Origin of the sequence: Anabaena azotica SJ-1, assembly GCF_047275885.1 — a bacterium.
GTDB classification, from domain to species: domain Bacteria; phylum Cyanobacteriota; class Cyanobacteriia; order Cyanobacteriales; family Nostocaceae; genus Trichormus_B; species Trichormus_B azotica_A.
In genome coordinates this window covers 213,339-236,411 of the sequence record NZ_CP178454.1, presented here as the reverse complement: position 1 = coordinate 236,411, position 23,073 = coordinate 213,339, and the positions used below count along the sequence as shown (strand labels likewise).

Annotated in this window: 21 protein-coding genes and 1 pseudogene; 11 read left to right on the top strand and 11 right to left on the bottom strand. The window is 39.1% G+C overall.

Features of this window, described 5'->3' with window-relative positions; all coding sequences use genetic code 11:
- Positions 1-208 precede the first annotated feature (208 nt).
- Positions 209-1,288: a class I fructose-bisphosphate aldolase gene (locus ACLLO5_RS01010; RefSeq protein ID WP_413173639.1), complete on the top strand. Its 1,080-nt coding sequence runs from the start codon at positions 209-211 to the stop codon at positions 1,286-1,288.
- Between the two features lie 85 nt (positions 1,289-1,373).
- On the top strand, positions 1,374-1,757 hold the full coding sequence (locus ACLLO5_RS01005) for a hypothetical protein (RefSeq protein WP_413173638.1): 384 nt from the start codon (positions 1,374-1,376) through the stop codon (positions 1,755-1,757).
- A 73-nt stretch (positions 1,758-1,830) separates the two neighbouring features.
- Here the strand turns inward: ACLLO5_RS01005 and ACLLO5_RS01000 are convergent, their stop codons facing one another.
- The gene (locus ACLLO5_RS01000; RefSeq protein ID WP_413173637.1) at positions 1,831-2,118 is read right to left on the bottom strand and encodes a DUF433 domain-containing protein; all 288 of its coding nucleotides are present in this window, start codon (positions 2,116-2,118) and stop codon (positions 1,831-1,833) included.
- Positions 2,119-2,305: 187 nt separating this feature from the next.
- On the opposite strand from ACLLO5_RS01000, the gene ACLLO5_RS00995 reads away from it, so the two are divergent.
- A complete protein-coding gene (locus ACLLO5_RS00995; protein ID WP_413173636.1) occupies positions 2,306-2,527 on the top strand; it encodes a type II toxin-antitoxin system HicB family antitoxin in 222 nt (73 codons plus the stop codon).
- Positions 2,528-2,603: 76 nt separating this feature from the next.
- Here ACLLO5_RS00995 and ACLLO5_RS00990 read toward each other — a convergent pair whose 3' ends face one another.
- From ACLLO5_RS00990 to ACLLO5_RS00975, 4 genes are all read right to left on the bottom strand, one after another.
- On the bottom strand, positions 2,604-2,810 hold the full coding sequence (locus tag ACLLO5_RS00990; RefSeq protein WP_413173635.1) for a phycobilisome linker polypeptide: 207 nt from the start codon (positions 2,808-2,810) through the stop codon (positions 2,604-2,606).
- A 214-nt stretch (positions 2,811-3,024) separates the two neighbouring features.
- Entirely contained in the window at positions 3,025-3,510 is a 486-nt protein-coding gene (apcB, locus tag ACLLO5_RS00985; protein ID WP_015213876.1) for an allophycocyanin subunit beta, read from the bottom strand.
- Positions 3,511-3,577: 67 nt separating this feature from the next.
- A complete protein-coding gene (gene apcA / locus ACLLO5_RS00980) occupies positions 3,578-4,063 on the bottom strand; it encodes an allophycocyanin subunit alpha (protein ID WP_413173634.1) in 486 nt (161 codons plus the stop codon).
- 305 nt (positions 4,064-4,368) lie between these two features.
- Complete coding sequence (locus ACLLO5_RS00975) at positions 4,369-7,764, bottom strand: phycobilisome rod-core linker polypeptide (protein ID WP_413173633.1); 3,396 nt, start codon at positions 7,762-7,764, stop codon at positions 4,369-4,371.
- 629 nt (positions 7,765-8,393) lie between these two features.
- On the opposite strand from ACLLO5_RS00975, the gene ACLLO5_RS00970 reads away from it, so the two are divergent.
- From ACLLO5_RS00970 to ACLLO5_RS00960, 3 genes and pseudogenes are all read left to right on the top strand, one after another.
- Positions 8,394-9,380: an ABC transporter ATP-binding protein gene (locus ACLLO5_RS00970; protein WP_413173632.1), complete on the top strand. Its 987-nt coding sequence runs from the start codon at positions 8,394-8,396 to the stop codon at positions 9,378-9,380.
- On the top strand, positions 9,381-10,193 hold the full coding sequence (locus tag ACLLO5_RS00965; protein WP_413173631.1) for an ABC transporter permease: 813 nt from the start codon (positions 9,381-9,383) through the stop codon (positions 10,191-10,193). It begins immediately after the preceding gene.
- A 98-nt stretch (positions 10,194-10,291) separates the two neighbouring features.
- Positions 10,292-11,251: pseudogene (locus ACLLO5_RS00960) on the top strand (GldG family protein); the annotation flags it as partial.
- A 311-nt stretch (positions 11,252-11,562) separates the two neighbouring features.
- Here the strand turns inward: ACLLO5_RS00960 and ACLLO5_RS00955 are convergent.
- Entirely contained in the window at positions 11,563-11,712 is a 150-nt protein-coding gene (locus tag ACLLO5_RS00955; RefSeq protein WP_413176208.1) for a hypothetical protein, read from the bottom strand.
- Between the two features lie 470 nt (positions 11,713-12,182).
- Here ACLLO5_RS00955 and ACLLO5_RS00950 point away from each other — a divergent pair, with 470 nt between their 5' ends.
- From ACLLO5_RS00950 to ACLLO5_RS00935, 4 genes are all read left to right on the top strand, one after another.
- Positions 12,183-12,824 (top strand): DUF4340 domain-containing protein, encoded by a 642-nt coding sequence (locus ACLLO5_RS00950; RefSeq protein ID WP_413173630.1) that lies wholly within the window; start codon positions 12,183-12,185, stop codon positions 12,822-12,824.
- A 132-nt stretch (positions 12,825-12,956) separates the two neighbouring features.
- On the top strand, positions 12,957-13,811 hold the full coding sequence (gene purU / locus ACLLO5_RS00945) for a formyltetrahydrofolate deformylase (RefSeq protein WP_413173629.1): 855 nt from the start codon (positions 12,957-12,959) through the stop codon (positions 13,809-13,811).
- A 104-nt stretch (positions 13,812-13,915) separates the two neighbouring features.
- Positions 13,916-14,713, top strand: a complete 798-nt coding sequence (locus ACLLO5_RS00940; protein WP_413173628.1) for a hypothetical protein — start codon at positions 13,916-13,918, stop codon at positions 14,711-14,713.
- 88 nt (positions 14,714-14,801) lie between these two features.
- The gene (locus ACLLO5_RS00935; RefSeq protein ID WP_413173627.1) at positions 14,802-15,398 is read left to right on the top strand and encodes a hypothetical protein; all 597 of its coding nucleotides are present in this window, start codon (positions 14,802-14,804) and stop codon (positions 15,396-15,398) included.
- Between the two features lie 14 nt (positions 15,399-15,412).
- Here the strand turns inward: ACLLO5_RS00935 and ACLLO5_RS00930 are convergent, their stop codons facing one another.
- The 5 genes from ACLLO5_RS00930 to ACLLO5_RS00910 all read right to left on the bottom strand — a co-directional run bounded on the left by ACLLO5_RS00930 (position 15,413) and on the right by ACLLO5_RS00910 (position 21,980).
- A complete protein-coding gene (locus ACLLO5_RS00930; protein WP_413173626.1) occupies positions 15,413-15,946 on the bottom strand; it encodes a late competence development ComFB family protein in 534 nt (177 codons plus the stop codon).
- Positions 15,947-16,711: 765 nt separating this feature from the next.
- On the bottom strand, positions 16,712-17,929 hold the full coding sequence (locus tag ACLLO5_RS00925; protein ID WP_413173625.1) for a hypothetical protein: 1,218 nt from the start codon (positions 17,927-17,929) through the stop codon (positions 16,712-16,714).
- A 217-nt stretch (positions 17,930-18,146) separates the two neighbouring features.
- Positions 18,147-20,084: a tRNA uridine-5-carboxymethylaminomethyl(34) synthesis enzyme MnmG gene (gene mnmG / locus ACLLO5_RS00920; RefSeq protein WP_413173624.1), complete on the bottom strand. Its 1,938-nt coding sequence runs from the start codon at positions 20,082-20,084 to the stop codon at positions 18,147-18,149.
- A 47-nt stretch (positions 20,085-20,131) separates the two neighbouring features.
- Complete coding sequence (locus ACLLO5_RS00915) at positions 20,132-20,791, bottom strand: restriction endonuclease (protein WP_413173623.1); 660 nt, start codon at positions 20,789-20,791, stop codon at positions 20,132-20,134.
- A 16-nt stretch (positions 20,792-20,807) separates the two neighbouring features.
- Complete coding sequence (locus tag ACLLO5_RS00910; RefSeq protein WP_413173622.1) at positions 20,808-21,980, bottom strand: DNA cytosine methyltransferase; 1,173 nt, start codon at positions 21,978-21,980, stop codon at positions 20,808-20,810.
- 246 nt (positions 21,981-22,226) lie between these two features.
- On the opposite strand from ACLLO5_RS00910, the gene ACLLO5_RS00905 reads away from it, so the two are divergent.
- Complete coding sequence (locus tag ACLLO5_RS00905; RefSeq protein WP_413173621.1) at positions 22,227-23,048, top strand: D-alanyl-D-alanine carboxypeptidase family protein; 822 nt, start codon at positions 22,227-22,229, stop codon at positions 23,046-23,048.
- Positions 23,049-23,073: the final 25 nt, after the last annotated feature.

The following is a 23,073-nucleotide window of genomic DNA, read 5'->3' as shown; positions in this document are numbered from 1 at the left end:
GTAATACAGCAGGAGGCAGGAGGATAAGAAGAAAATATTTCCCCCCCTCTCCCCTGCTCCCTTTCCTCTTGACTGTCACCTGTCACCTGTCACCTGTCACCTATCACTTGTCACCTGTCATCTGTCACCAGCTATATATCGAAAGACAGTGGTCAAATACTCCCAATAACAGACCTAAATAATAATAGTGTCAAAACTGCAAAAACCTATGGCTACAGTTTTAGAAGCTAATTATATTGAGTCCTTATTAGGGAAAGAAGCAGAAGACCTGCTGACTTATCAAGCCAAAGTTGGCCAAGATTTATTACATCTACCAGGGTCAGATTTTATAGATAGAATTTGGGTAAATAGCGATCGCTCTCCCCAAGTCTTGCGAAATCTCAAACACATCTATTCTACCGGCAGATTAGCCAACACAGGCTATCTATCCATTCTCCCTGTAGACCAAGGCGTTGAACACTCCGCAGGTGCTTCATTTGCACCCAATCCCATTTACTTTGACCCAGAAAATATTGTCAACTTAGCAATAGAAGGCGGCTGTAACGCTGTCGCTACAACTTTAGGTGTATTAGGCATTATTTCCCGCAAATATGCCCATAAAATACCTTTTATCGTCAAACTCAACCATAATGAATTATTAACCTATCCCAATCAATTTGACCAAATAATGTTTGCTGACGTTGAACAAGCTTGGAATTTGGGAGCAACAGCAGTAGGAGCAACAATTTACTTTGGTTCAGAACAATCTACCAGACAAATTCAAGAAGTTAGTCAAGCTTTTAAACACGCCCATAAATTGGGTTTAGTCACAGTTTTATGGTGTTATTTACGAAATAACGCCTTTAAACAAGATCAAGATTATCACCTCGCCGCCGACTTAACCGGACAAGCAAACCATTTAGGTGTGACAATTGAAGCCGATATCATTAAACAAAAGTTACCCGAATGCAATAATGGTTATGGTGCAGTTTCCCAAGCCACAGGTAAAAGTTACGGTAAAACCAATGCGCGAATTTACACAGAGTTGACAACTGAACACCCCATAGATTTAACTCGCTATCAAGTCCTCAATTGTTACTGTGGAAGAGTAGGATTAATCAATTCTGGTGGTGCTTCTGGTAAAAATGATTTTGCCGAAGCCGTGCGGACTGCCATAATTAATAAACGTGCTGGAGGCACAGGTTTAATTTCGGGAAGGAAGACTTTTCAGCGTCCCTTTGCAGAAGGAGTGAAGTTATTCCACGCCATTCAAGATGTTTATTTATCTCCTTTAGTAACTATAGCGTGAGACTATAACTAACCCCAAGGAAGACGTTAGCTCAATGAGAATTTTTTAACATTCAGGCATTTGCGAGCCATGAGGAGATTTGCTAATGTTAAAAATCAAGAGCATATTTGATCAAATATCCAAAAAATTAGTCCTGACTCTGTTGGTGAGTCTATTTCTACTGCTGAGTTTACCTGTAGCTTCGGTTCAAGCAGCTGGTTATTTTTCAGAAAAAACTCACAAGGTACAAATTGTCAAGCCTTTTTATTCTACTAAGGAGAGGAAAATAGTCAGAGATGAGGTTGTCAGACCTTTTTATTCAATTCAAGAGCGACGCAAGGAAAAAGTTTACACAACACCCAGCAGTGATGATTATACAGAAAGTGGGAAACGAGCAGGTAAGCTAATTCCTAAAGATTTGGAAACTGAAAGTAGACAGAAAAATTCCGTCAATATACTCAAACGCACAGAAGAAGAATTAGATAATTAGCCACTGAAACGTGGAGTATGTCACAAATAAGATTTAAGAATCTGTACAGATGTTATTTTAACATCTGTATATTTTATTTTTTGAAGCTGTTAAAACTTGCCAAACTCCAGTATTCAGCCTCTGCTTGTGCTAATTCAGTCTCAATCTGATCACGGTTAGCATGGTAGTAAGCTAAAGCAGCATATACTTGAGCAAGGTTGAGGTGACTTATCCGACGAGCAATTTCTTCAGCATTTGCACGTTGTTTGTAAAGAACAACAACCCGACTTACAGAAGTTTTAGTTCCTGCAATCACGGGACAACCATCACCCACATCAGGAGAACAGGTTACTAGCGTACCAATGTTAGTAGCAGTTGCCATAGTTGACAGAACTTTTAGCTATAAGGTTACTTCATTATCCAAAGGGTAGAACAAATGATGAGTTAATTCATTCTGCTGATTCTAAAAAAGCCATCACAATTGATATCGTTAAAGAATGGTTTACGAATGATTTCCAAGCAAAGGTAAAAAATTCCTGATGAAGAAAGTTTGGAGAGTATCAGGATTTATGAATCAATACAGTATGATTATTCAATGGTCAGACGAAGATCAGCTTTTCTTAGTCACCATTCCAGAATTTAGCCATCTTGTAATCATGCCTTGCACTCACGGTAAAACTCGTGAAGAAGCAATTCATAATGGTGAAGAAGTAATTGAAATGTACTTAGAAGCTTGGGAAGCAGAAGGTGAATCTATCCCTGAACCCAACACACTGCAAATAGCATCTTAATGTGAATTTCCAAAAAAAAAAGAGGTCATTGCTGACCCCTGACAAATCTACCAAAATAATCTCTGATATATAGAAATTACAGCAAACCAGTGTTTGTACCTTGCTTACCAGTTGCTAATTCAACCTTAACAATTTTGCCACCCATTTTCATGATGCGTTGTTGTTCGCGGAACCAGTTCTCAAATGCAACCAACTTGGTGAAGTAGGTATTTTGTAATTCGCGTTGAGTGCGAGTACGAGTTAGGCTAGGAACACAAGCGGTTACTTTAAATAAACGAGCCATTTTTTTCTAATCTCCTGATATTGTTGGGAAAACTTTTTTATCTCAAATATCTTGAGTGAAAATCTTTAATTATTTTTTCCAAGTCTGGGAATCAACCATCAATACTAGACTGATAACACTTACAATTAATCAGCAAGAGAACTTTCTAGCACTGACAATTGATTTCCAAACCTTAATAAAGCCGCACCTAATTTACTAAGTGCAAACCTAACTCCTAGCTCAAGCCAGAGGAGATATAGTCGAAGTAAACGCCCATTTCTTTACCAGCGTCAGGACCAACCAAGCTTGCAGTTACTTCTTTCATAGCTTGGATAGCTTGAACGGTAGCGCCTACGGGTACACCCAAGGAATTGTAGGTTTCTTTCAAACCGTTTAATACGCGCTCGTCGAGGATGGAAGGATCTCCAGCCAACATAGCGTAGGTGGAATAACGCAAGTAGTAATCCAAGTCACGGATACAAGCTGCGTAACGGCGGGTGGTGTACATATTACCACCGGGACGGGTGATATCAGAGTACAACAAGGACTTAGCTACAGCTTCTTTAACGATAGCAGCAGCATTAGCACTGATGGTTGTAGCTGCACGAACGCGCAGTTCACCAGTAGCGAAGTAGCCTTTGAGCTTTTCTAAAGCAGCGGTGTCAAGGTATTTACCTTGAACGTCAGAAGAATTAATTACAGAGGTAATTGCGTCTTGCATTGTTGTTATTTCCTTATTTCCAACTTGATTGCAACGGTTTTAGTTTCAGCAGTTAAATAGCTGTAACTTAACCCATTGCACCAACAACGTAGTCGAAGTAAGAACCAGCTTCAGCAGCGTCTTCAGCAGACAACAGGGTAGAAGCAACGCTCTTCATAGCAGCAACGCCACCAGCAACAGCATCAATGGGGGTACCCAAAGATTTGTACATTTCACGTACACCAACGATACCGATTTCTTCGATGGGGGTTACATCACCAGAAACGATTCCGTAGGTTACAAGACGCAAGTAGTAGTCAAGGTCACGAAGGCAAGTAGCTGTCATTTCTTGACCGTAAGCGTTACCACCGGGGGAAACAACATCAGGACGTTTTTGGAACAATTGGTTGCCAGCTTGCTTAACAATGCTTTCGCGGTTGTCAGTCAATACTTGAGCGATGCGGAGACGTTGTGAGCCACCAGCAACAAAGCTCTTAATGCGATTTAATTCACCGGGGCTGAGGTAGCGAGCTTCTGCATCAGCATTCACGATAGCTTTCGTGACGATACTCATTAATGGATTCCTCCAAAACTAATGAAACCAGAACTTGGTTGATAGTAGGACTGTGTTAAACACAGTAGAGCCAGGTTGGGTATTTACACACGCAATCTGGAAAACTGAACTACCTTCCGCAAATTATTCTCCGGCATTATGTTGAGCATTTATGACTGCTCTTAATATTTTGTAACAATCATTTTCAGATTTGCTCATTTTTAGGAGTCAGGAGTCAGGAGTCAGGAGTCAGAATTTCAGGAGAAAGAAGTAATTTTTCTACACTGTTACCTGTCACCTGTCACCTGTCCCCTGTCACCTATCACCTATCTGTTACCAGGACGACCAGTTAACACAGCGGGAGACAAGCTAGACCAAGATTGTTTAACCAGGTCAGTTTCTGCTTGTACACTACCCAAGTAGTTACCTGCTGGTAAAGAGGGGAAGCGGTTGTAAGGTACAACATCTTCACCAAAGTAACGAGCATATTCTGGGCTGTTAACGATCGCTTCTACAGCTGCCCTTAAACCGCTATCAGCCAATATTTTGTTATATTGACGGATTTCACCTTGGGTTGCTGGTGCGCGTCCCAATATGTGACGGAATAGGAATTCAATCACTTTGGTGTTGGGATAGGGGGTATAGAACCGTTTGCGGTAGATTTCAGAACTAGCTAGTTCGAGGACAAATTCACGCACGGTAATTTCACCGTTACGCAGTTTGCTATCTAAATCACTACGGCGGAAATATTCAGGAACTTGTCCGCTAAATACGTCCATTACTTGACAATAAATAGCATTAATTACCTGATTGGTTTCGGGCGAATTTGTCCCAGTGGTGGCGCGATAAATACGGGCTGGTTTGCGGCGAATTGTACCAACACCAACTTCTACAGACTGACCACGACCATCATTGAAGGAACGACCCAATTCAATAAACAAGGGGTTACTCTTGTCCATTTGTTTAGCTTGAGCCGCTAAATCTGCGATCGCCTTCGCTAAGATTGGTGTATTCTCAGTCTTAATTCTGGGCTTCACAGTCTCAAAGCTAGGTACAACCAAGTCATCATTTTGCTTGGTTAGCTGGTTGTAAAGCTTCTCTGTATTGGGGAAGTTAGCCGCAGGTAAGGTGGGGAAGCGACGATAAGGAACAGTATCTTCGCCAAATGCTTGGGCGTACTCAGCACTATTCACCATTGCGCCAATAAACGCTTTGATACCTTGAGTAGCTAAGATTTGGTTATACTTGCGAATCTCCGCTTGGTCAAGAGGTGCGCGTCCCAAGAAGTGCTTAGTACCCAACTCAATTACTTTGGTGTTGGGATAAGGTGTATAAAATTCCTTGAGATACAGACTAGAATAACCAAGAGCTTCAACAAATTCCTTCACAGAAATTTCGCCATTACCCAACTGAGTTTCTAGAACAGTAAACTCATTTTTCAGGATGAAAGGCGCAACATCCCGTTCAAAAATTTGACGATAAGCACCACCAATTAAAGTTTGTACCGCTACCTTATCAACAGTATTTGCAACCAGCTTGAATACCTTGGTTTGTTCACGCTGCTTAGTTACACCTTGGTTGATGCGGAAGTCAATATCTGGTTGAGTCCGCATTTCGGTGACTGCACCCAGTTCCACAAAGCGTGGGGTTACATCCTTCTGAACATTGGCCACATCCTCACGAATAGTACCAACACGCAATTGACGCAGAGATACACCCGCAGGAGTTAAATAGCGTTCGTAAGGAACAGTATCTTCATTGAAAGCTTCGCTGTATTCAACGCTGTCAATAATTGCATCAACAACTGCGTAGAAACCCTTTTTAGCAGCAATGTCAAAATACTTATTGTTTTCTTGGCGACCGTAAGTAGGACGACCTAGCAAGCGGCGGTGAATATACTCAATAGACTTACATACATACAGAGAAGTCCAGTACAGCTTACGGAATAAATCCGATTTCGCCAACATCCGTACAAACTCACGTACAGTAATATCGCCATTTTCTAGCTTAATTTCTGCAACTTTTAGTCTTTGTCCTTCGTAAACATCACGACCAAAAACTTGTAAGTACGCAGCTTTGATTACCGCTTGAGTAGAGCTTTCTGAGAATTTAACACTTGCACCCTTGGCAGCTTTTTTACCAATAGTTCCAGGTAATTGGTCTAACTTAAACACCTTAGCACCAAGAGTGCCAGGAGCAACGCTGCGTGCTTTGGGATTGCTAAGTTGGTTGTTAATACCAGGCCCTTGGTGAATCAAGATCCGGCGGGTATCTTTACCAAAAGGTGCTGGGCTGGCGCTGGGGTTGCGGGTTTCTTTGGGGAAAATCGCGCCAAATTGAATTTCTAAGGGGTCATTACCAGAACCGTAGGGATGTTGGTCAGGTAATGGTTGTTCGTAACCCGCAAAGGTAGTAATAAATTGAGGAACTTTACGGAAGGGCGCACTGTATTTAAACAGGTCTTGCTGTTGTCCCCAGTTACGACACTCTTGGGCTTCTTGTCCTAAACCCCGCAGATAAGGAACTGTTTCTTCGCCAAAGTAATCGCTATATTCATTAGAATCTACCAAAGCATCAACTAATGCTGGTAAACCACCCTTGGAAATTATTGAGAAGTATTTTTGTACTTCTTCACGGCTGCTGGGTCCCCGTCCTAAAATGTGACGGAAAGCCAACTCGATCACACGGCTGTTAATAAAGGGTTGGTAAAACTGTTTTTGGTAAAGAGGAGATTTAGCTAAACGGCGAATAAACTCCTTCATAGAGATGGAGCCGTTTTTCACCTTAGATTCTAAGTCAGAGATGGACAAACTGTAAGCACGGGTGATATCGCGCTCAAATACTTGACGATAAGCGGCTTTTACTACTTCTGTTTTTTCAGCAGCAGATAAACCGGGCTTCATTACGAACTTAGGACGACGTTCGGCGGCGTTGAAGTAAATTTGAGGAAGTTGTAATCCTTGTTGATCGCCAGAAGGACGTTGACGAACTTTTGTAGATGGTGTGGGTGCTTGGAATTCAGTCAGCAACACATCCATGTACTGACTCACTATGTCAGTAGCGACAGCATCTTTACGGAAGTAAGATAGGGATGCTGACTTAATTTCTTGTAAAGCTACTAAGGTAGCTTCACCAGAACAAGCATTCTCAATTATTTCCCGCAAACCGCGTGTGTTGACAGAAATGATGTTGGGGTCGCCTGCAACGATCGCATAGGTAGCGTAGCGTAAGAACCAGGACAAGTCCCGTAAGCTCTTAGCCATGTTGCCAGGGCCATAACGTGCTACGTTAATGGGTCTAAAACCAGCAGGTGTAGGACCACCAGCGGAGGTGTTGAAGATGGAACGGAGGTTTTCTAAGAAGCCACCACGGCTTTCAACGTAGGTGACAGTCCCTAGTTTCATTCCTTCTTGGACATCCATTCCACCAGCGCCAACCGTCGCTAGTTCACGTTCTCTAGGCTTTTCTAAAAAAGACATGGGAGAACCACCAACGAAAATCCGGTTAGCAGCGCGAGAGACGATGATTTCGGAGTTTTCTGTCAGAATTTGAGCGATTTCTAGACGTTTTGCACCAGATGCAAAATAAGTTGCTAGTTCACCTAGTTCACCAGTTCCCAGAAAACGGTCTTGTTGTTCTGCTTGGGAGATAGTGGCTACAGGTAGGGTTTGATATAGCTGCGGACGAGCAACTGAGCTTCCACCACTTGCTTTAACACTCATTGGATGTGTAAAACTCCTAATAATAAGCGTTTATTGTTTAAATCTGAATTGTTTTAGGCTTGACATATCTGTGTATTTATGCGTCAGCAATATTGCCTACAAAGTTGCCAGTAAACAAATCAGTCAATTTTTAGATTAGAACGTTTTGCGGTTACGCTGCTGAATTATTAAGAAGTATGTCAAATCTGAAATCTAAATCTGCCAATAGGAATAAGGATATACTTTGAAGAGATTGTAATTATTTATTCTTTGTATTAGCACGTCAATCTACGCTAAATGATCCCCGACTGCTTAGAAAAATGGGGTATATTGTTGTTCAAGCATTTATTTAATGTGAAACTACATATAATCCTGAAATTTATGAGTTAATCTATGTTTTTCTACATTTATCGGCTTTTATCTACATTTATCTACCTTGTTTGTCCCAATAATCCTATATGATCCAGTTTTATTTTAATTTAGTATTGCGGCACAAGATTTTGATAAAAGTGTCAATATTGTGAATATTCAATCAGTAAATAGTGAACAGCGATTTAAACATGATGGTGAGGATCTGAAAACCAGTTTTCAAAAGGATCTCCCTATTCCCCGCTTTAACTAGATAATTTATTTTTCACGACTACCAACAAATGATAGAAGTTGAACATCTGAGTAAAATTTACGGTTCGACCTCAGCCATTACCGATGTGAGCTTTAGCGTTGAACCAGGAGAAATTTTAGGATTATTGGGACCAAATGGTGCAGGTAAAACCACAACCATGCGGATTTTAGCCGGTTATTTACCAGCAACCGGAGGTACAGCCAAAATAGCAGGGTATGATGTCCATGAAAATTCCCTCGCAGTGCGGCAAAAAATTGGCTATTTACCGGAAACTCCGCCTTTATATTCTGAAATGACGATTGAGGGATTTCTGCACTTTGTAGCCCGAATTAAAGGGGTATCCGCAGGCGATCGCCCACAAAAAGTTCAAGCTGCCATGCAACGCTGCAACTTACAAGACAAACACAAAGTCATTATTCGCAAACTTTCCAAAGGCTATAAGCAAAGAGTCGGTATAGCCCAAGCCATTGTTCACGATCCCCCAGCCATTATCCTGGATGAACCCACCGTAGGACTAGATCCCCGACAAATTATTGATGTGCGAAACTTAATCAAAAGTTTAGCCGGAACCCATACAATCATCCTTTCTACCCACATTCTCCCAGAAGTGAGCATGACCTGTAACCGCGTCGCCATCATCAATCGCGGTAAAGTCGTAGCCACTAATACCCCAGAAAATTTAATGACACAGTTGACCGGAGGGGCTGGTTATGAATTAGAAATTACAGGAGAAGTAGCACTAGCCAAACAGGTATTGAAAAATGTAGCTGGAGTGATTTTGGTAGAATCAATGCCGACAAATGATCAAAACCGCGCTCATTTGCGGGTCATATCCCAACCAGAAACAGAACCAGGTCAAGATATTGCTGCGGCTTTGATTCGCAGAGGATTTGGATTATATGAAATGCGGCGAGTCAACGCTACCCTAGAAGATGTGTTTTTGCAACTAACCACCGAAGAAAAAAATTTACCACCAGAAACAGACACAGTAACCACAGCAGGAGAAGCCGCTTAAATGGGTATCGTACTGGCTAATATTATTGCTATTTATCGTCGAGAACTACAGAGTTATTTTGTCTCACCCTTGGCTTATGGTATAGCAGGCATATTTTGGTTGATTTCTGGATTATTCCTGGTGATGATTTTACTCGGACCAGGTGGAATTCTGCCCACAGTTGCAGCTTATGATGTGCAAGGGCAACAATTTGAAGTACCCGTACCACCAATAGATGTACCTTACGAATTTGTGCGAGCATTTTTAGATCGACTAAGTTGGCTGTTATTGTTTATACTGCCAATTCTTTCGATGGGACTTTATGCCGAAGAACGCAAACGAGGAACATTGGAACTATTAGCCACATCACCAGTTACAAACTGGGCTGTAGCAGTCGGTAAATTATTAGGCGTACTGACATTTTTTACAACATTAATTTTACCATTGCTGGGATTTGAAGCGATCGCCATCAGCGGCTCATATCCTCCCATGTCACCCATAATTCCCGTAGTCGGTCATTTAGGATTAATCTTATTCGCAGCCGCAATATTATCTCTAGGAATGTTCATCTCCTCATTAACAGACAGCACACTTTTATCAGCCGTCCTCACATTTGCCGTTATCATCTTACTCCTATTAATTGACTCCATCTCCAAAGCCATTCCTGGTCCCATAGGTGCAGCCATAGGACATTTATCCCTACTCAAACATTACAACACCCTCACCCAAGGCATCTTTGACACCAGCGCCTTAATTTTATTTGCCAGTTACATCATTTTAGGCATCTTTCTCACAGCCCAATCAATCGACGCACTACGTTTTCAACGTCAATAGCGCAAGCAGTCAACCAGCAGAAGTCAAGAGGTAAAACATTATTCTCTTCTTCCCCTATTCCCTGTTCCCTGTTCCCTGTTCCCTGTTCCCTGTTCCCTATGATTAAAAAACAACTTTGGAAACTTATATTTTTGCTAGGGCCTTTCCTCATTACTGCTGGTTTAACAGTTGGTTTAATATCAGCAGAATGGGGATTGATACCTTTAATATTTCTGATAACCGGGATTCTTATCAGTGGTTTTTGGATAGTATTACAAAGCCAGCGGAGTAAATGGTGGAAACAGCGTTCAACCCAAGCTGGTACAAATGCCATTATTGCCACCTTAGCTGTATTAATAATTTTAGGATTAATCAATTTTTTAGGAACTCGCTACCATCTCAGAACAGACTTAACAGAAACTCAATTATTTACTCTTGCACCCCAATCTAAAGAACTACTGCGTAACTTACCACAACCCATAAAAGTTTGGTTATTTACAAGAGATAATAATTATCAAGACCAAGAATTATTAGAAAATTATCGTCGTCAAAGTCCCAACTTTAAATTTGAATATGTTGATCCCCAAGCTAGACCAGGACTAGCAGAAAAATTTGGTGTTAAAGATTTTGGTGAAGTGTATCTAGAATTGGAAAATAAACGTCAATTAGTACAGACAGTCAGTGAAAACGAACGCCTATCAGAAATTAGATTAACCAATCGTCTCCAACAAATAATTAGTAACAACACTGCTAAAGTTTACTTTCTTCAAGGTCATGGAGAATTACAAATTACTAATAATCAAACAAATACACAAAATACTCAAAATTCCATTACACAAGCAGTTCAGGGATTAACCGATAAAAATTTTACCGCATTACCACTCAATTTAACAGAAAATTCTCAAGTTCCTGATGATGCAACTGTTGTCATCGTTGCAGGACCCAAACAAGAGTTATTTGCAGGTGAAGTTCGAGCCTTACAAGACTATCTTAATCGTGGCGGTAACTTACTGCTAATGATTGATCCCAACACCAACCCAAAAATTGACAACTTGTTAAAAGATTGGGGTGTAAAATTAGATAATCGTTTAGCTATTGATATTTCTGGTCAAAGTTTAGGACTAGGACCCGCTGCACCTTTGGTAACAGAATACGGTCAACATCCAATAACTAAAGAATTTGGTAATGGTATTTCTTTATATCCTTTAGCCAGACCTTTAGAAATTACTTCAGTTTCTGGTGTTGAGTCTACTCCTCTACTCAAAACAAAACCCTATCCCAGCAGTTGGGCTGAAAGTGATCAAAAAAGCGAAAAATTAGAGTTTAATGAAGGTAAAGATTTGAAGGGTCCATTAACGTTAGGTGTGGCTTTAACAAGAAAGTTATCAACTCAAGTTACACCAATTCCAACACCTTCACCAGTTTCAACATCTTCAACACCTTCACCAACTTCAACATCTTCACCAATTCCAACATCTTCACCAACTTCAACACCTTCACCAACTTCAACACCTTCACCAACTTCAACACCTTCACCAATTCCAACATCTTCACCAACTTCAACACCTTCACCAATTCCAACATCTTCACCAACTTCAACATCTTCACCAATTCCAACACCTTCACCAATTCCAACACCTTCACCAATTCCAACATCTTCAGCAGCTAATGATAATTCTCAAGCTACAGCCAAAGAATCACGATTAGTAGTATTAGGAAACTCAGACTTTGCCAAAAATGGACTATTTGAACAACAATTAAATGGAGATGTATTCCTTAACTCCGTGACTTGGCTGAGTCAACAGGATCAACAACCCCTTTCAATTCGCCCCAAAGAACCAACAAATCGCCGTATTGCAATGTCTACCGCCAAAGCAAATTTATTAAGTATCTCTTCCTTGTTGCTTTTACCTTTTCTTAGTTTTGGTGCAGGCGCTATTATTTGGTGGAGAAGAAGATAGGAATTGGGGACTGGATAATAAATAGTTTTTCCCAATTATCAATTACCAAATGAAAAGAACAACTTTAATTTTGATACTTTTATCCTTGGGTTTAGGTGCTTTTGTCTACTTTCATGAAATTAAAGGTTCTACTCAGCGAGAGGAGATTAAACAAAATCAACAGAAAATTTTCACTTTCACCGCTGATGATGTTCAATCTTTAACTATCCAAACTAAAGATATAACATTAAACCTAGAACGTAGTACGAAACCTGAACCACCAAAATGGGTAATTACATCGCCAATTTCTGAACCAGCGAAGGATGCTATCGTTTCCTATTTAATGGATTTATTAGTAAAGGGGAAGAGTGAGAAAAATTTAGCCATTCCAGACAATCAATTAAGTGAATTTGGTTTAGATCAACCGCAAGCGACTATTGAGATTAAACTCAAAAATCAGCAAATTCATAAATTGAATTTAGGTAAACCTAATTTTAATAATAGTTTTTTGTATGCTCAAGTTGAATCTGCGGAAAAGAAAAATGATAATATAAATATATTATTGTTAGTATCTAAAGATTTTGCTAATGCTGTAAATAGGGACTTATCGGAATGGAAAGAAGGGGATAAAAATAGTGAATCTCAGCCTTTACCAAATCTTCCTGAACCTACTCCAACTACAACTCCAACAAATAGTAAAAAAAATAATTAATACAGCAGCTATCAAAATTATGTCTCAAAAGTATGCGATTTATATCTTCTGAAATATGAAATATGCTGTAAATTAATATTATTAAAGACCTTAATAATATTTACAAATCCAACATCTAAAATCCCAAATTATATGACCAAGCCGACAGCAACTTTACTAATTTCTTGTCCAGACCAACGGGGATTAGTGGCAAAAATTGCCAATTTCATTTATTCTAATGGTGGGAATATTATTCATGCAGACCAACATACAGATTTTGAAGCCGGGTTATTTCTCACTCGCATAGAATGGCTGTTAGAGGGGTTTAATTTACCGAGAGATTTTATCGGTACGGCATTTAATGCGATCGCTCAACCTTTGGGTGCAAAATGGGAATTACATTTTTCTGATACTGTTCCTCGTTTAGCTATTTGGGTAAGTCATCAAGACCATTGTTTATTTGATTTGATTTGGCGACAAAGGGCTAAAGAATTTAATGCGGAAATTCCTTTAATTATTAGTAATCACCCTCATTTACAGGGAATAGCTGAACAATTTGGTATCGAATATCTTCACATTCCTATTACTAAAGATAATAAACTAGAGCAGGAAGTCAAGCAATTAGAAATACTACGCGACTACAAAATTGATTTGGTGGTACTAGCTAAATATATGCAAATTGTCAGCGCCGACTTTATTAATAAATTCCCGCAAATTATCAATATTCATCATTCATTTTTACCTGCTTTTATTGGTGCTAATCCCTATCATCGGGCTTTTGAAAGAGGTGTAAAAATTATTGGTGCAACGGCACATTATGCAACGGCTGATTTAGATGCAGGGCCAATTATTGAACAGGATGTGGTAAGAGTTAGTCACCGGGATGAGGTTGATGATTTGATTAGAAAAGGTAAAGATTTAGAGCGAGTTGTGTTAGCTAGGGCAGTAAGGTTACATTTACAAAATCGTGTGTTAGTTTACAAAAATAGGACAGTAGTATTTGAGTAAAACTATTAACACTGGTTTCAGCCGCTTGCTAAATGGTTAATCGAAGACAGTCAAAATGTTGACTTTCATGAAATACTAAGCTCAGGTCTTATTTTTAGCGACAGATGAAACAGCTAAAGTCCCGTTCTCAAGATTTACGGAGCTTGTTTGAGAATAGTATCACGATAGAATATGTGGCTGAACCTTTGAAGGCTGTCCAGGCTGATGCAGATATAACAGAAGTTATTCATTGGATGCGCTTAGAGGATTTTGATGTAGTGGGAGTGGAGACAGAAGGAAGTATCACTGGTTATGTAGAACGTTCTACTTTAATAGATAGTAAATCTGGAAAATGCAGCGACTATCAACGGATATTTCATCCTTCAGAACTCATTGCTATTTCTACACCTTTGATGAAGTTGTTACCTATTCTGGAACACAGGTCTAGATTGTTTGTCTTGGATTGTAATCAAGTCAGTGGGATTATTACTTGTGGTGATTTACAAAAAGCACCTGTGCGAATGCTGCTGTTTGGCCTGGTGACGTTGTTAGAAATGAATCTGTTACGACTGGTGCGGCTTTATTATCCTCAAGATTCATGGCAAAAAGTCCTGAAAGCTGACCGCTTGGAAGCTGCGAATAAGTTATGGCATGAAAGTCAACAAAGGAATGAAGCTACAGATTTACTAGACTATCTGCAATTTTGCGATAAGCGGGAATTGGTATTAAATCAACCTGAACTGTTTCAGCAATTAGGGTTAAAGTCAAAACGTTTTGGTGAACAATTCCTTAAATCGGCTGAACATTTGCGAAATCGTTTAGCACACGCTCAAAATTTGGTGAGTGGTTCTTCTTGGCAAGAGTTAATTTCCTTGGCTGAGGGTCTGGAACGGTTATTAATCCATTGCGAAGATATTGAATAATCATTATCTAGGCTGAGGCATTTATTTTGTGATGTCGGTATACTTAACGGTAAGTACATCATCAAAACTCAGAGTTTCTACATAATATATGTCTAAGCAATTAGAATCATCAAGTGACTTGACCAAATTGCTGAACGAAAAAGAAAGAGAAGAAAAACTTATGCAAGATGTTCTTCTCTTGTTGGTGAATTTGATTTATAGAGAGGAGACTACAGTTAAGTTGATTATAAATTGTCTTTATGATGCTGGTTCAACAAATTTGATTAATCAAAAGTTGCGTTTTGGAACTCTCAATACAACTCTGAAATTGATAACTAAAATGTCTAAACCTGCATTTAGAATGATTGCTTGGTACTGGTTTAAGAATAATTGCCCTAAATTAATTGCTGATTGGTTGAGAAGTAAAATTGAGTTTAAAAGATTAGAAAATTCCCAAGTTGAAATATTAGTAGAAAATCAAGATACTGAACTCAATTCTCTGTCTCCGGTGCAATATCAGATTTATGAAATCAAACAATTGCGTTCTCAGGTAAAATTGTTAACTGGTATTTTGGTGGGTGTGGTGACATTGTTAAGTGGTAGTTTTCTTTGGGCTGGTTTTTTGCTAGAGCGATCGCACTTACAAGTAGTGGAGGAGTTACAAATCCAGGTTAAGAGTCTGGAGGCTAGTGTTAATAAACGTTAGCTGGCTGCTGGAAGTTAAAGTTGATGTTTTTCCCAGTCAAATGAATCCTTGTCTGCACCACTAATTCTACGCCAGGTGATTCTGCCTTTTGATGTATTGATCAATGTTTGCTCAACTACATCAGTTACATTTTCCCATGAAAGGTCTTCACGTTGCAGGACAGATTTCAGTTTGTCCAAAGCCTCCATAGCTTTATTGTCTCCCTGGAAGCTAAGAGGATCATTAACGCGCAAAGGATCTCTTTGTACCGCGACTATTCCTTGACGCACAGCCATTGTAATTTTTTGACCCAATTCTGTTTTTCCATGATGCCATTGTTTTTGCCACCCTCTTTTACTGGTTGCATATAAACTTGGTAAGCGATTTAAAGCATAAGCGACTACTTCTGATGATTTAATAAAACTAGCTGTCTTTACGGGCAAGGATTGAATTTGTTTTTCTACTTCCTCTGCCACTAACATTTCCATCACATTGCGAGAATTTTGTGTAAAGTTAGTTTGTTTGGGAGGCTGATTGGCAGAATTAAAAGATGGTCGATAGCTTGACATAAGTGGAAAAATGAATTTTAATTTGAAATGAAGTTAAAGCCTTTATGAAGGTAGTGAAAAGCAAAAATCCGATAGTTGAATTTTTGTGTAAACCTTACTATAGTCATTCATTCAGTATATTGTGAATGTGGATTTTACTGTTTTTAAGTGTAATTAAAAATTAGGAATAATAGGAAAATTTCAGCAAGATCACATATTTAAATTTATATAAAATCAAACTAAATTACAGATATTTTCTACGTTAAGCAGCAGTCAGCTATCAGTTATTTCAGGCTAAAGCCAAAAATACCTGTTTGATAATTAACCAATTTCTCGAACATTCTGACTTCTGAATTCTTACCATTAAGCAGCGGTCAACAGTACAATCCTGTTGATAGATAAAAGCTGATAGATAAAAAAATTACTGCCTTGTTATAGCGGTATGCACTTGAATGAGATACACAATTAACGTCAAAAATCCATACACTAAAAAACTTTGAACTCTGTTCCCTGTTAAGAGTTCCCTGTTCTCTGCTATATAACGACAATTTTTAACGCCGATCTACTGTTTGAAGATGAGCGATCGCAATATGCAATATTTATAGCACTAGACAGGGTGATTAGGACATGAATTAATGGTGAAACTCAGACTACAAAATGGTTTTACCTCTGAATTCTGACTCCTAAGCTAAACAGACTCAACACTTGATTAGCGATCGCTATTAATATTAATCGGTAGAACAGCGATTTTCAGAAAGTACAGATCGCTTTAATTTAATTTCCAAATTACAGTTTTTGACCAGCATAAATTGAGCGTACCTCACCATTACGGCGGATAATTGCTTCACCATTGCTCACTTCTACCAATGTCCAACCACTAGCACCAATACCCTCTCCTAAATTAATACGACGAGTCACACCATCAACTTTAAATAAAGCCGCAGACTTATTACCTAACTCTAACAATCCCTCTAACTCTGCGGAATAGGTTGGTAAATAAACCTGCTGGACTGTAGTTGGTACTGCTTCTGGCTGGGCTGCTGGTACAGTTGTTGTCGCAGTAGGCAGTTTTGGTGGTGCTATGCGGGTTGGGAGGGGATTAACTGCTTGTCTTACCGTTGCTGGTAACATTTTTGCCGGTATGGGCTTTGCCACTGCTTGCACATTTTGGGGTGTATTTTGTACAGGCTGTGGTGGAGAAACCGTCCCTGGCAACGATGGTACTTGTGCTAATGGGTTTACTAGAGGAGGTGCTTGGTAAACAGGGACATATACTCGTTCGATCACATTTGTTACCCGACTGGGAACAGGTGAAATATTGTTGGCTGCAACTGGTGGGGGTAAAGTACCAACAGGTTGGGTATTTGGCAAAGCTAAAGAGTTTGCTTGGCTAAGATTGACATCAGGGAAACCAGATTTCACTTGTGTGGGAGTATTGCTTTGCTGGTCAATGACAGCCAAGGCTTCCAGCATATAATTCACCAATTCCCCTTGCGGATCTGGTGGTAGGACGACGGGTGATGTTACCTGGCTTTGTAGCGTCTGCGGAATTATTTTAGCGGTAATCTTGGTGAGTAATCCCGACTCTGTTAAATAGAGTGTACCCACCATTGCTGCACTTAAGGTTGCTCCCAGAATCAGCAGGTTAGTCAAACTACCACGGTGTTGTTCAGTCTTTTTAGTAATTGCAGTTACAGAAGCAGGGTTAAATACCAGTGTACTTCCTTGCTGGTTTTTGGTAGACGACATCGCTTGAACTGCACGATGTACTGTTTGTGGTAAAACCACGTCTGGCATTTTCATCGTCACTGTTTGTATGGGTATGTAATCTGCCCTCACAACTTTGTGAGGACGTTTTCTACGACCCTCTAGAATGTTGTCGATATCGGTGAAGAGATCATCCATTAAGCCTTCAGCGTAAGTCTCTATCGACAGGGTTTCGTTAGGGATTAAGTCTTCTACGGCTTCGGAAATAATTAGATGGGTGCTGGCTTCTTGTATCATAGACATCCTCTGAATCTAGCTGCTAGAAAAGGGCAAATAAACCCATAGTGACTGGGAAATCGAGTTTTGTAATCAAAAAGCTAATCACTCATCCCAGAGGAGATTGATTGAGCAATGGTATTAAATTCTACTGTGCTTTGGATAATGATTGATAATTTTACTTCAAAAATCTCTGTAATTGATCATTTTGATCCCCGAATTCCTAATATACTCACTTTTAAAGACTTTTTGTGTCAGCAAATACTGAAAACCCTTTTTGTTCCTTGGTTTTACGAATTTCTAAATAAATCAACAAGGCATTGATATCAGCGGGGTTAACCCCACCAATGCGAGCTGCTTGACCAATAGTTAAGGGTCTTACTTTCCCTAGTTTTTCTCTGGCTTCTTTGGAAAGGGTATCTATTGCTGCGTAGTCTAAATCAGCAGGTAAGGAGCGATTTGCTTGACGAGCAGTTTGTTCTATTTGGTTTTGCTGTCTTGCTAAATATCCAGAGTATTTAATATCTATTTCAGCCCCTTCTTTTTCTGCTTGGTTGAGGCTGGTGTTACCTAGTGCGTATCTTTCTAAGTCAATGTAGTGTATGCCTGGACGACGCAACAGTTCAGCGAGGGTGATTGAACCTTTGATTGTTTGTTGGGTATTTTGAGCGATCGCACGTCCCACTTCTTCATGTTCTTTTATTCTAGTGGAATGCAGACGTTCTTTTTCCGCCACAATTTGTTCTTGTTTGCTGGTAAATAAATCCCAACGGCGATCGTCTATTAACCCAATTTCCCGCCCTAACGGTGTCATCCGTTGATCAGCATTGTCAGAACGCAGTAATAAACGGTACTCTGATCTACTAGTGAGCATACGGTAAGGTTCACGTAAATCTTTTGTACACAGGTCATCTACCAAAGTTCCAATGTAACTTTGCTCACGGGGGAAAATAATCATTTCCTCACCCTGCACAAACCGCGCTGCATTAATTCCCGCTACTAAACCTTGTGCAGCGGCTTCTTCATAACCGGTTGTACCGTTAATTTGTCCCGCACAGAATAACCCTTCTACCTTCTTCGTCATCAATGTGGGATAACACTGGGTTGCAGGTAAATAATCATACTCTACAGCATAGGCGGGACGCAACATAAAGCAGTTTTCCAAACCCGGAAGACTCCGCAGCATCAGCAATTGCAGATTTTCTGGTAAACCAGTTGAAAAACCTTGAATGTATAATTCTGGTATATCCCGTCCTTCTGGTTCAATAAAGATTTGATGACTTTCTTTATCGGCAAAGCGGACAATTTTATCTTCAATACTCGGACAATAACGGGGTCCTTTGGCTTCTACCCAACCACCATACACAGGGGATAGGTGCAAGTTTTCTTGAATTAACCGATGGGTTTCTTTAGTTGTCCTGGTCATGTGACAGGGAATTTGTTCCCGTTCTACCCACGCTTGGGGGTCAAAACTAAACCAGCGGACTTCTTCATCTCCCGGCTGAATTTCCATTTTGCTGTAATCAACAGACCGCTTATCTACCCGTGCTGGGGTACCGGTTTTTAATCTTCCCGTTTCAAAACCCAAACGATTGAGAGTTTCTGTTAAACCAACTGCTGCAAATTCTCCTGCGCGGCCAGCGTCCATTGATTTGTTGCCGACCCAAATTTTACCACCTAAAAATGTGCCTGTGGTTAAAATTACGGCTTTGCATTCAAAAGCTACACCGAAATAAGTCTCAACGCCAATTATTTCATCATTAGCGCCTAAGACTAAATCTGTCACCATGCTTTCCCGAATTGTCAAATTTTCTTGATTTTCGACAATTCCTTTCATTATTGCTGCATATTCGCGCTTGTCGGTTTGCGCCCTTAACGCCCAAACTGCGGGTCCTCGTGAAGAGTTGAGGATACGTTTTTGTAAATAGGTGCGATCGGCCATTTTACCAATTTCCCCACCTAAAGCATCTACCTCATGGGTTAATTGAGACTTAGCCGGGCCACCGACTGCGGGATTACAAGGTTGCCAAGCAATTTTATCTAGAGTAAGGGTTAACAACAGAGTCCGACAACCGAGGCGGGCAGTAGCTAAAGCTGCTTCGCATCCGGCGTGACCTGCACCCACGACAACGACATCATAAGCGTCTTGGAATTCAACAGCATTGTGCATGGTCATAAGCAGTTAGGAATTAAAAATTAAATCTTTAAAAAGCTATTTACAGTCTATAGTAATAGATTTTCTATCCCCGTTGTTGTTCCTGCTATAGAAACCTGAATAACTCTGCTATATTGCAGTCGCCATTGTAAAGCATTGGAAATAGTTAGATAGCCAATTTCTGGAGGTTCATGCAAAATTCTTTCCGCAAGTGTTTCTTTTCCAATTTCATCTAACGGAAAATTTCGCTCCTCTAAAAAAGCTATCACATCATCTTTATTACCATTACGCCGTACAATTTCTTTTAAGCCGTAGCTTGTTTGATAATCACCAGTACGTTGTTTATCTATAAATACAACATTTTGGAAATTTAAATTAGCAGTACGAGAAGTATGATTATCAATTTTTTCATAGGCAAATATTAGTATATTATAACCTAAACCATAAACTTTTTGACTAGCATTTCTAAATGGACATGAAGACTGTGGCTGTCGGATTGATGTTACTTTTAAATCAACTTCTAACCCAGGAAAATCTATTCCTAATGCAGCACTACCAAGGGTATAATCATATCTTGTAGATAAATATTGGTTAAATGCAGATTCAACGTAAGTTCCTACAGCTTTACCATCTGTAACACCATACAGATTATTAATTGCTGTTGTACTCAGTTCTAAACAAAAACTCCGCGCTGCTGTTTTTAGAGATTCGAGTGTTAATAATTCCATATTTTTAAATAATCGATTAAATAGCTAAACTTAATTGCTGCCAGGTAGATTTAGTAAATTCAATATTTTTTCTACCAATTCTTTTACATACCCACTCTACACAAGCAGGAACGATCGCATTACCAAACAAAGCATATTGATCATAAATTCTTGCTTCTCTGCACCAATCATCAGGAAAACCCATTAATCGGGCATATTCAACATTAGTTAAACGTCGAAATTTATCACCTATTTTATAGCGTTCATAATGTCTTGAAGTGGAAGCTGTTAATGTTGATGCAATTCCATTAATTCCAAATATTGTATAACCCAATCTTGCTCCTCCATCCTGGTTATATAATATTTCTACACCCTGACAATAACGGTTCACTTGCTTACTGTGCTTAATCCGTTCTAAGGTATCATTTGTGAAATAAAATTGATTGTTTACTACTGCTTCATCTTGCAAAATATCTTTTAGCCGCTTTCTTTGTTGAATATCAGGTAAAGGAGACAAATTTAGATTTAACATCTTATTTTTGTACGCAATTCCCCAATTATAATTTTTTCCTTTATTGGTAGATATGGGCAACATATATTTTTCTATAAATATTTCTATATCCTCCAAATTAATTAGGTCTTCCTTCGTTAAAAAAACAGATGTATTTTCCAGTACATGAGAATTTATATCCGGGGATTTTAATTTAGTACCGAAAATAAAAATCCTATCTCTATTTTGAGGAATACCAAAGCTAATAGGACTAATAATTCTCCATTCGATCAAATAATCTAATTCAGATAGAGCATTCAAAATAACTCGAAAATGATAGCCATTTTCCATTGTCAAAAGTCGCTTTACATTTTCTAAAAAGAAATATTGGGGTTTTTTAGCATCTATTATTTCTACAATACGTTCAAATAATGAACCCCTAACTCTATCTCTCACACCAAGTTTTTTACCAGCAGGACTAAAAGGTTGACAAGGAAAACCCGCAGTTAAAAGATTATGATTAGGTATATCTGATATGGAAATATTGTTAATATCACCTAAAATGATGGATTCTTTACCAAAATTACTTTCATAGACTTTACAACTCAATTCGTTTATATCATTTGCCCATACAGTTTCAATATTGGCATTTTCTAAACCCAAACGAAAACCACCAATACCAGCAAATAACTCTATAGCTGTTAATTGTTCTGTTATCATTTATACACTAGCAAATGATAGATGTGTTAATTAATTTATTATATACTAATTTTGCATTGATTATAAGTATAATTCTGGTAATGCAGGAGCAAAATTTACCCTGATTAATCAAAATTAATATTGCTATTCTTTGTTTGCTATGCTAAAGAGCATAGAATACCAAAACACTCATTTACCAAACCCCAAACCTTTATATAATTCTGCTATATCACTAAACCCAAATTATCCAATTAGTTTGTTTTTTCAATGAAACGTCACTCAAAACTAAAACGCCGTTTAAGAAAACTAACTTTTATCGCCATCATCATCTTCCTATTTTTTACCATAGTAGCCAGTAGCGATATTAACTACTATCAACCATCACAAAATACGGCAATAATAAATAACATCAAACCAACACCATCTACACCCTTTATTCCTAATCAGCAATTAGATAATCAGCAACGTTTTTTAGCTACCATTACCCATCAAATTATAAATCCTCCCCGACCTAATACTTATGAATATACTTTACTACGTGCTTACGGTACAGTATTTATAAATCAGCAACCAGAAATTAAATTACCACCAAAAGTCATTTTAGAAAACGAACAAGAAACCCAGGAATTCCAGGGAAATATGCGAGTTACTTTAGTTGAAGGTACTAGCGAATGTTACCTGCAAAAAGTTGCCGCAGATGCGTTTAATAAAGCCAGAATTATCATAAATATTCCTCTCAAATCAGGATATTCTGGTGACTGTACTCGTAGTTTCAACACGAATTTAAGATTTTGGCAAAAATACTCTAATAATCGAACTTTAGAAGCAGTACAACAAGGAAAAGAAACTAAAATTCTCGGTACAGTTGCACCCCCAGGAACTTCACAACATCTTTGGGGATTAGCACTTGATTTAAGAGTATCTAACGCCGCACAAAGACAAGCTTTAAATCAAAATGGTTGGTTTCAGACTGTTGAAAATGATATCCCGCACTGGACTTATCTTGGTTGGGATGAAGAGAGTTTACCAAAGTTTGGTTTACAGAATAAAACTGTACGAGGTGTTACCTACTGGTTGACACCAATTTAAGGGATTTAACAGTGACCATACAACT

What these genes read in the sequence shown, in the direction of transcription:
- ACLLO5_RS00925 (WP_413173625.1), bottom strand. Translation starts at nt 17,929, where the DNA reads ATGATACAAGAAGCCAGCACCCATCTAATTATTTCCGAAGCCGTAGAA.
- ACLLO5_RS00930 (WP_413173626.1), bottom strand. Translation starts at nt 15,946, where the DNA reads ATGTCAAGCTATCGACCATCTTTTAATTCTGCCAATCAGCCTCCCAAA.
- ACLLO5_RS00965 (WP_413173631.1), top strand. Translation starts at nt 9,381, where the DNA reads ATGGGTATCGTACTGGCTAATATTATTGCTATTTATCGTCGAGAACTA.
- ACLLO5_RS01005 (WP_413173638.1), top strand. Translation starts at nt 1,374, where the DNA reads ATGTTAAAAATCAAGAGCATATTTGATCAAATATCCAAAAAATTAGTC.
- ACLLO5_RS00950 (WP_413173630.1), top strand. Translation starts at nt 12,183, where the DNA reads ATGAAAAGAACAACTTTAATTTTGATACTTTTATCCTTGGGTTTAGGT.
- ACLLO5_RS01010 (WP_413173639.1), top strand. Translation starts at nt 209, where the DNA reads ATGGCTACAGTTTTAGAAGCTAATTATATTGAGTCCTTATTAGGGAAA.
- ACLLO5_RS00940 (WP_413173628.1), top strand. Translation starts at nt 13,916, where the DNA reads ATGAAACAGCTAAAGTCCCGTTCTCAAGATTTACGGAGCTTGTTTGAG.
- ACLLO5_RS01000 (WP_413173637.1), bottom strand. Translation starts at nt 2,118, where the DNA reads ATGGCAACTGCTACTAACATTGGTACGCTAGTAACCTGTTCTCCTGAT.
- ACLLO5_RS00910 (WP_413173622.1), bottom strand. Translation starts at nt 21,980, where the DNA reads ATGATAACAGAACAATTAACAGCTATAGAGTTATTTGCTGGTATTGGT.
- ACLLO5_RS00915 (WP_413173623.1), bottom strand. Translation starts at nt 20,791, where the DNA reads ATGGAATTATTAACACTCGAATCTCTAAAAACAGCAGCGCGGAGTTTT.
- ACLLO5_RS00975 (WP_413173633.1), bottom strand. Translation starts at nt 7,764, where the DNA reads ATGAGTGTTAAAGCAAGTGGTGGAAGCTCAGTTGCTCGTCCGCAGCTA.
- ACLLO5_RS00995 (WP_413173636.1), top strand. Translation starts at nt 2,306, where the DNA reads ATGAATCAATACAGTATGATTATTCAATGGTCAGACGAAGATCAGCTT.
- ACLLO5_RS00990 (WP_413173635.1), bottom strand. Translation starts at nt 2,810, where the DNA reads ATGGCTCGTTTATTTAAAGTAACCGCTTGTGTTCCTAGCCTAACTCGT.
- ACLLO5_RS00970 (WP_413173632.1), top strand. Translation starts at nt 8,394, where the DNA reads ATGATAGAAGTTGAACATCTGAGTAAAATTTACGGTTCGACCTCAGCC.
- mnmG (WP_413173624.1), bottom strand. Translation starts at nt 20,084, where the DNA reads ATGACCATGCACAATGCTGTTGAATTCCAAGACGCTTATGATGTCGTT.
- ACLLO5_RS00905 (WP_413173621.1), top strand. Translation starts at nt 22,227, where the DNA reads ATGAAACGTCACTCAAAACTAAAACGCCGTTTAAGAAAACTAACTTTT.
- ACLLO5_RS00935 (WP_413173627.1), top strand. Translation starts at nt 14,802, where the DNA reads ATGTCTAAGCAATTAGAATCATCAAGTGACTTGACCAAATTGCTGAAC.
- apcA (WP_413173634.1), bottom strand. Translation starts at nt 4,063, where the DNA reads ATGAGTATCGTCACGAAAGCTATCGTGAATGCTGATGCAGAAGCTCGC.
- purU (WP_413173629.1), top strand. Translation starts at nt 12,957, where the DNA reads ATGACCAAGCCGACAGCAACTTTACTAATTTCTTGTCCAGACCAACGG.
- apcB (WP_015213876.1), bottom strand. Translation starts at nt 3,510, where the DNA reads ATGCAAGACGCAATTACCTCTGTAATTAATTCTTCTGACGTTCAAGGT.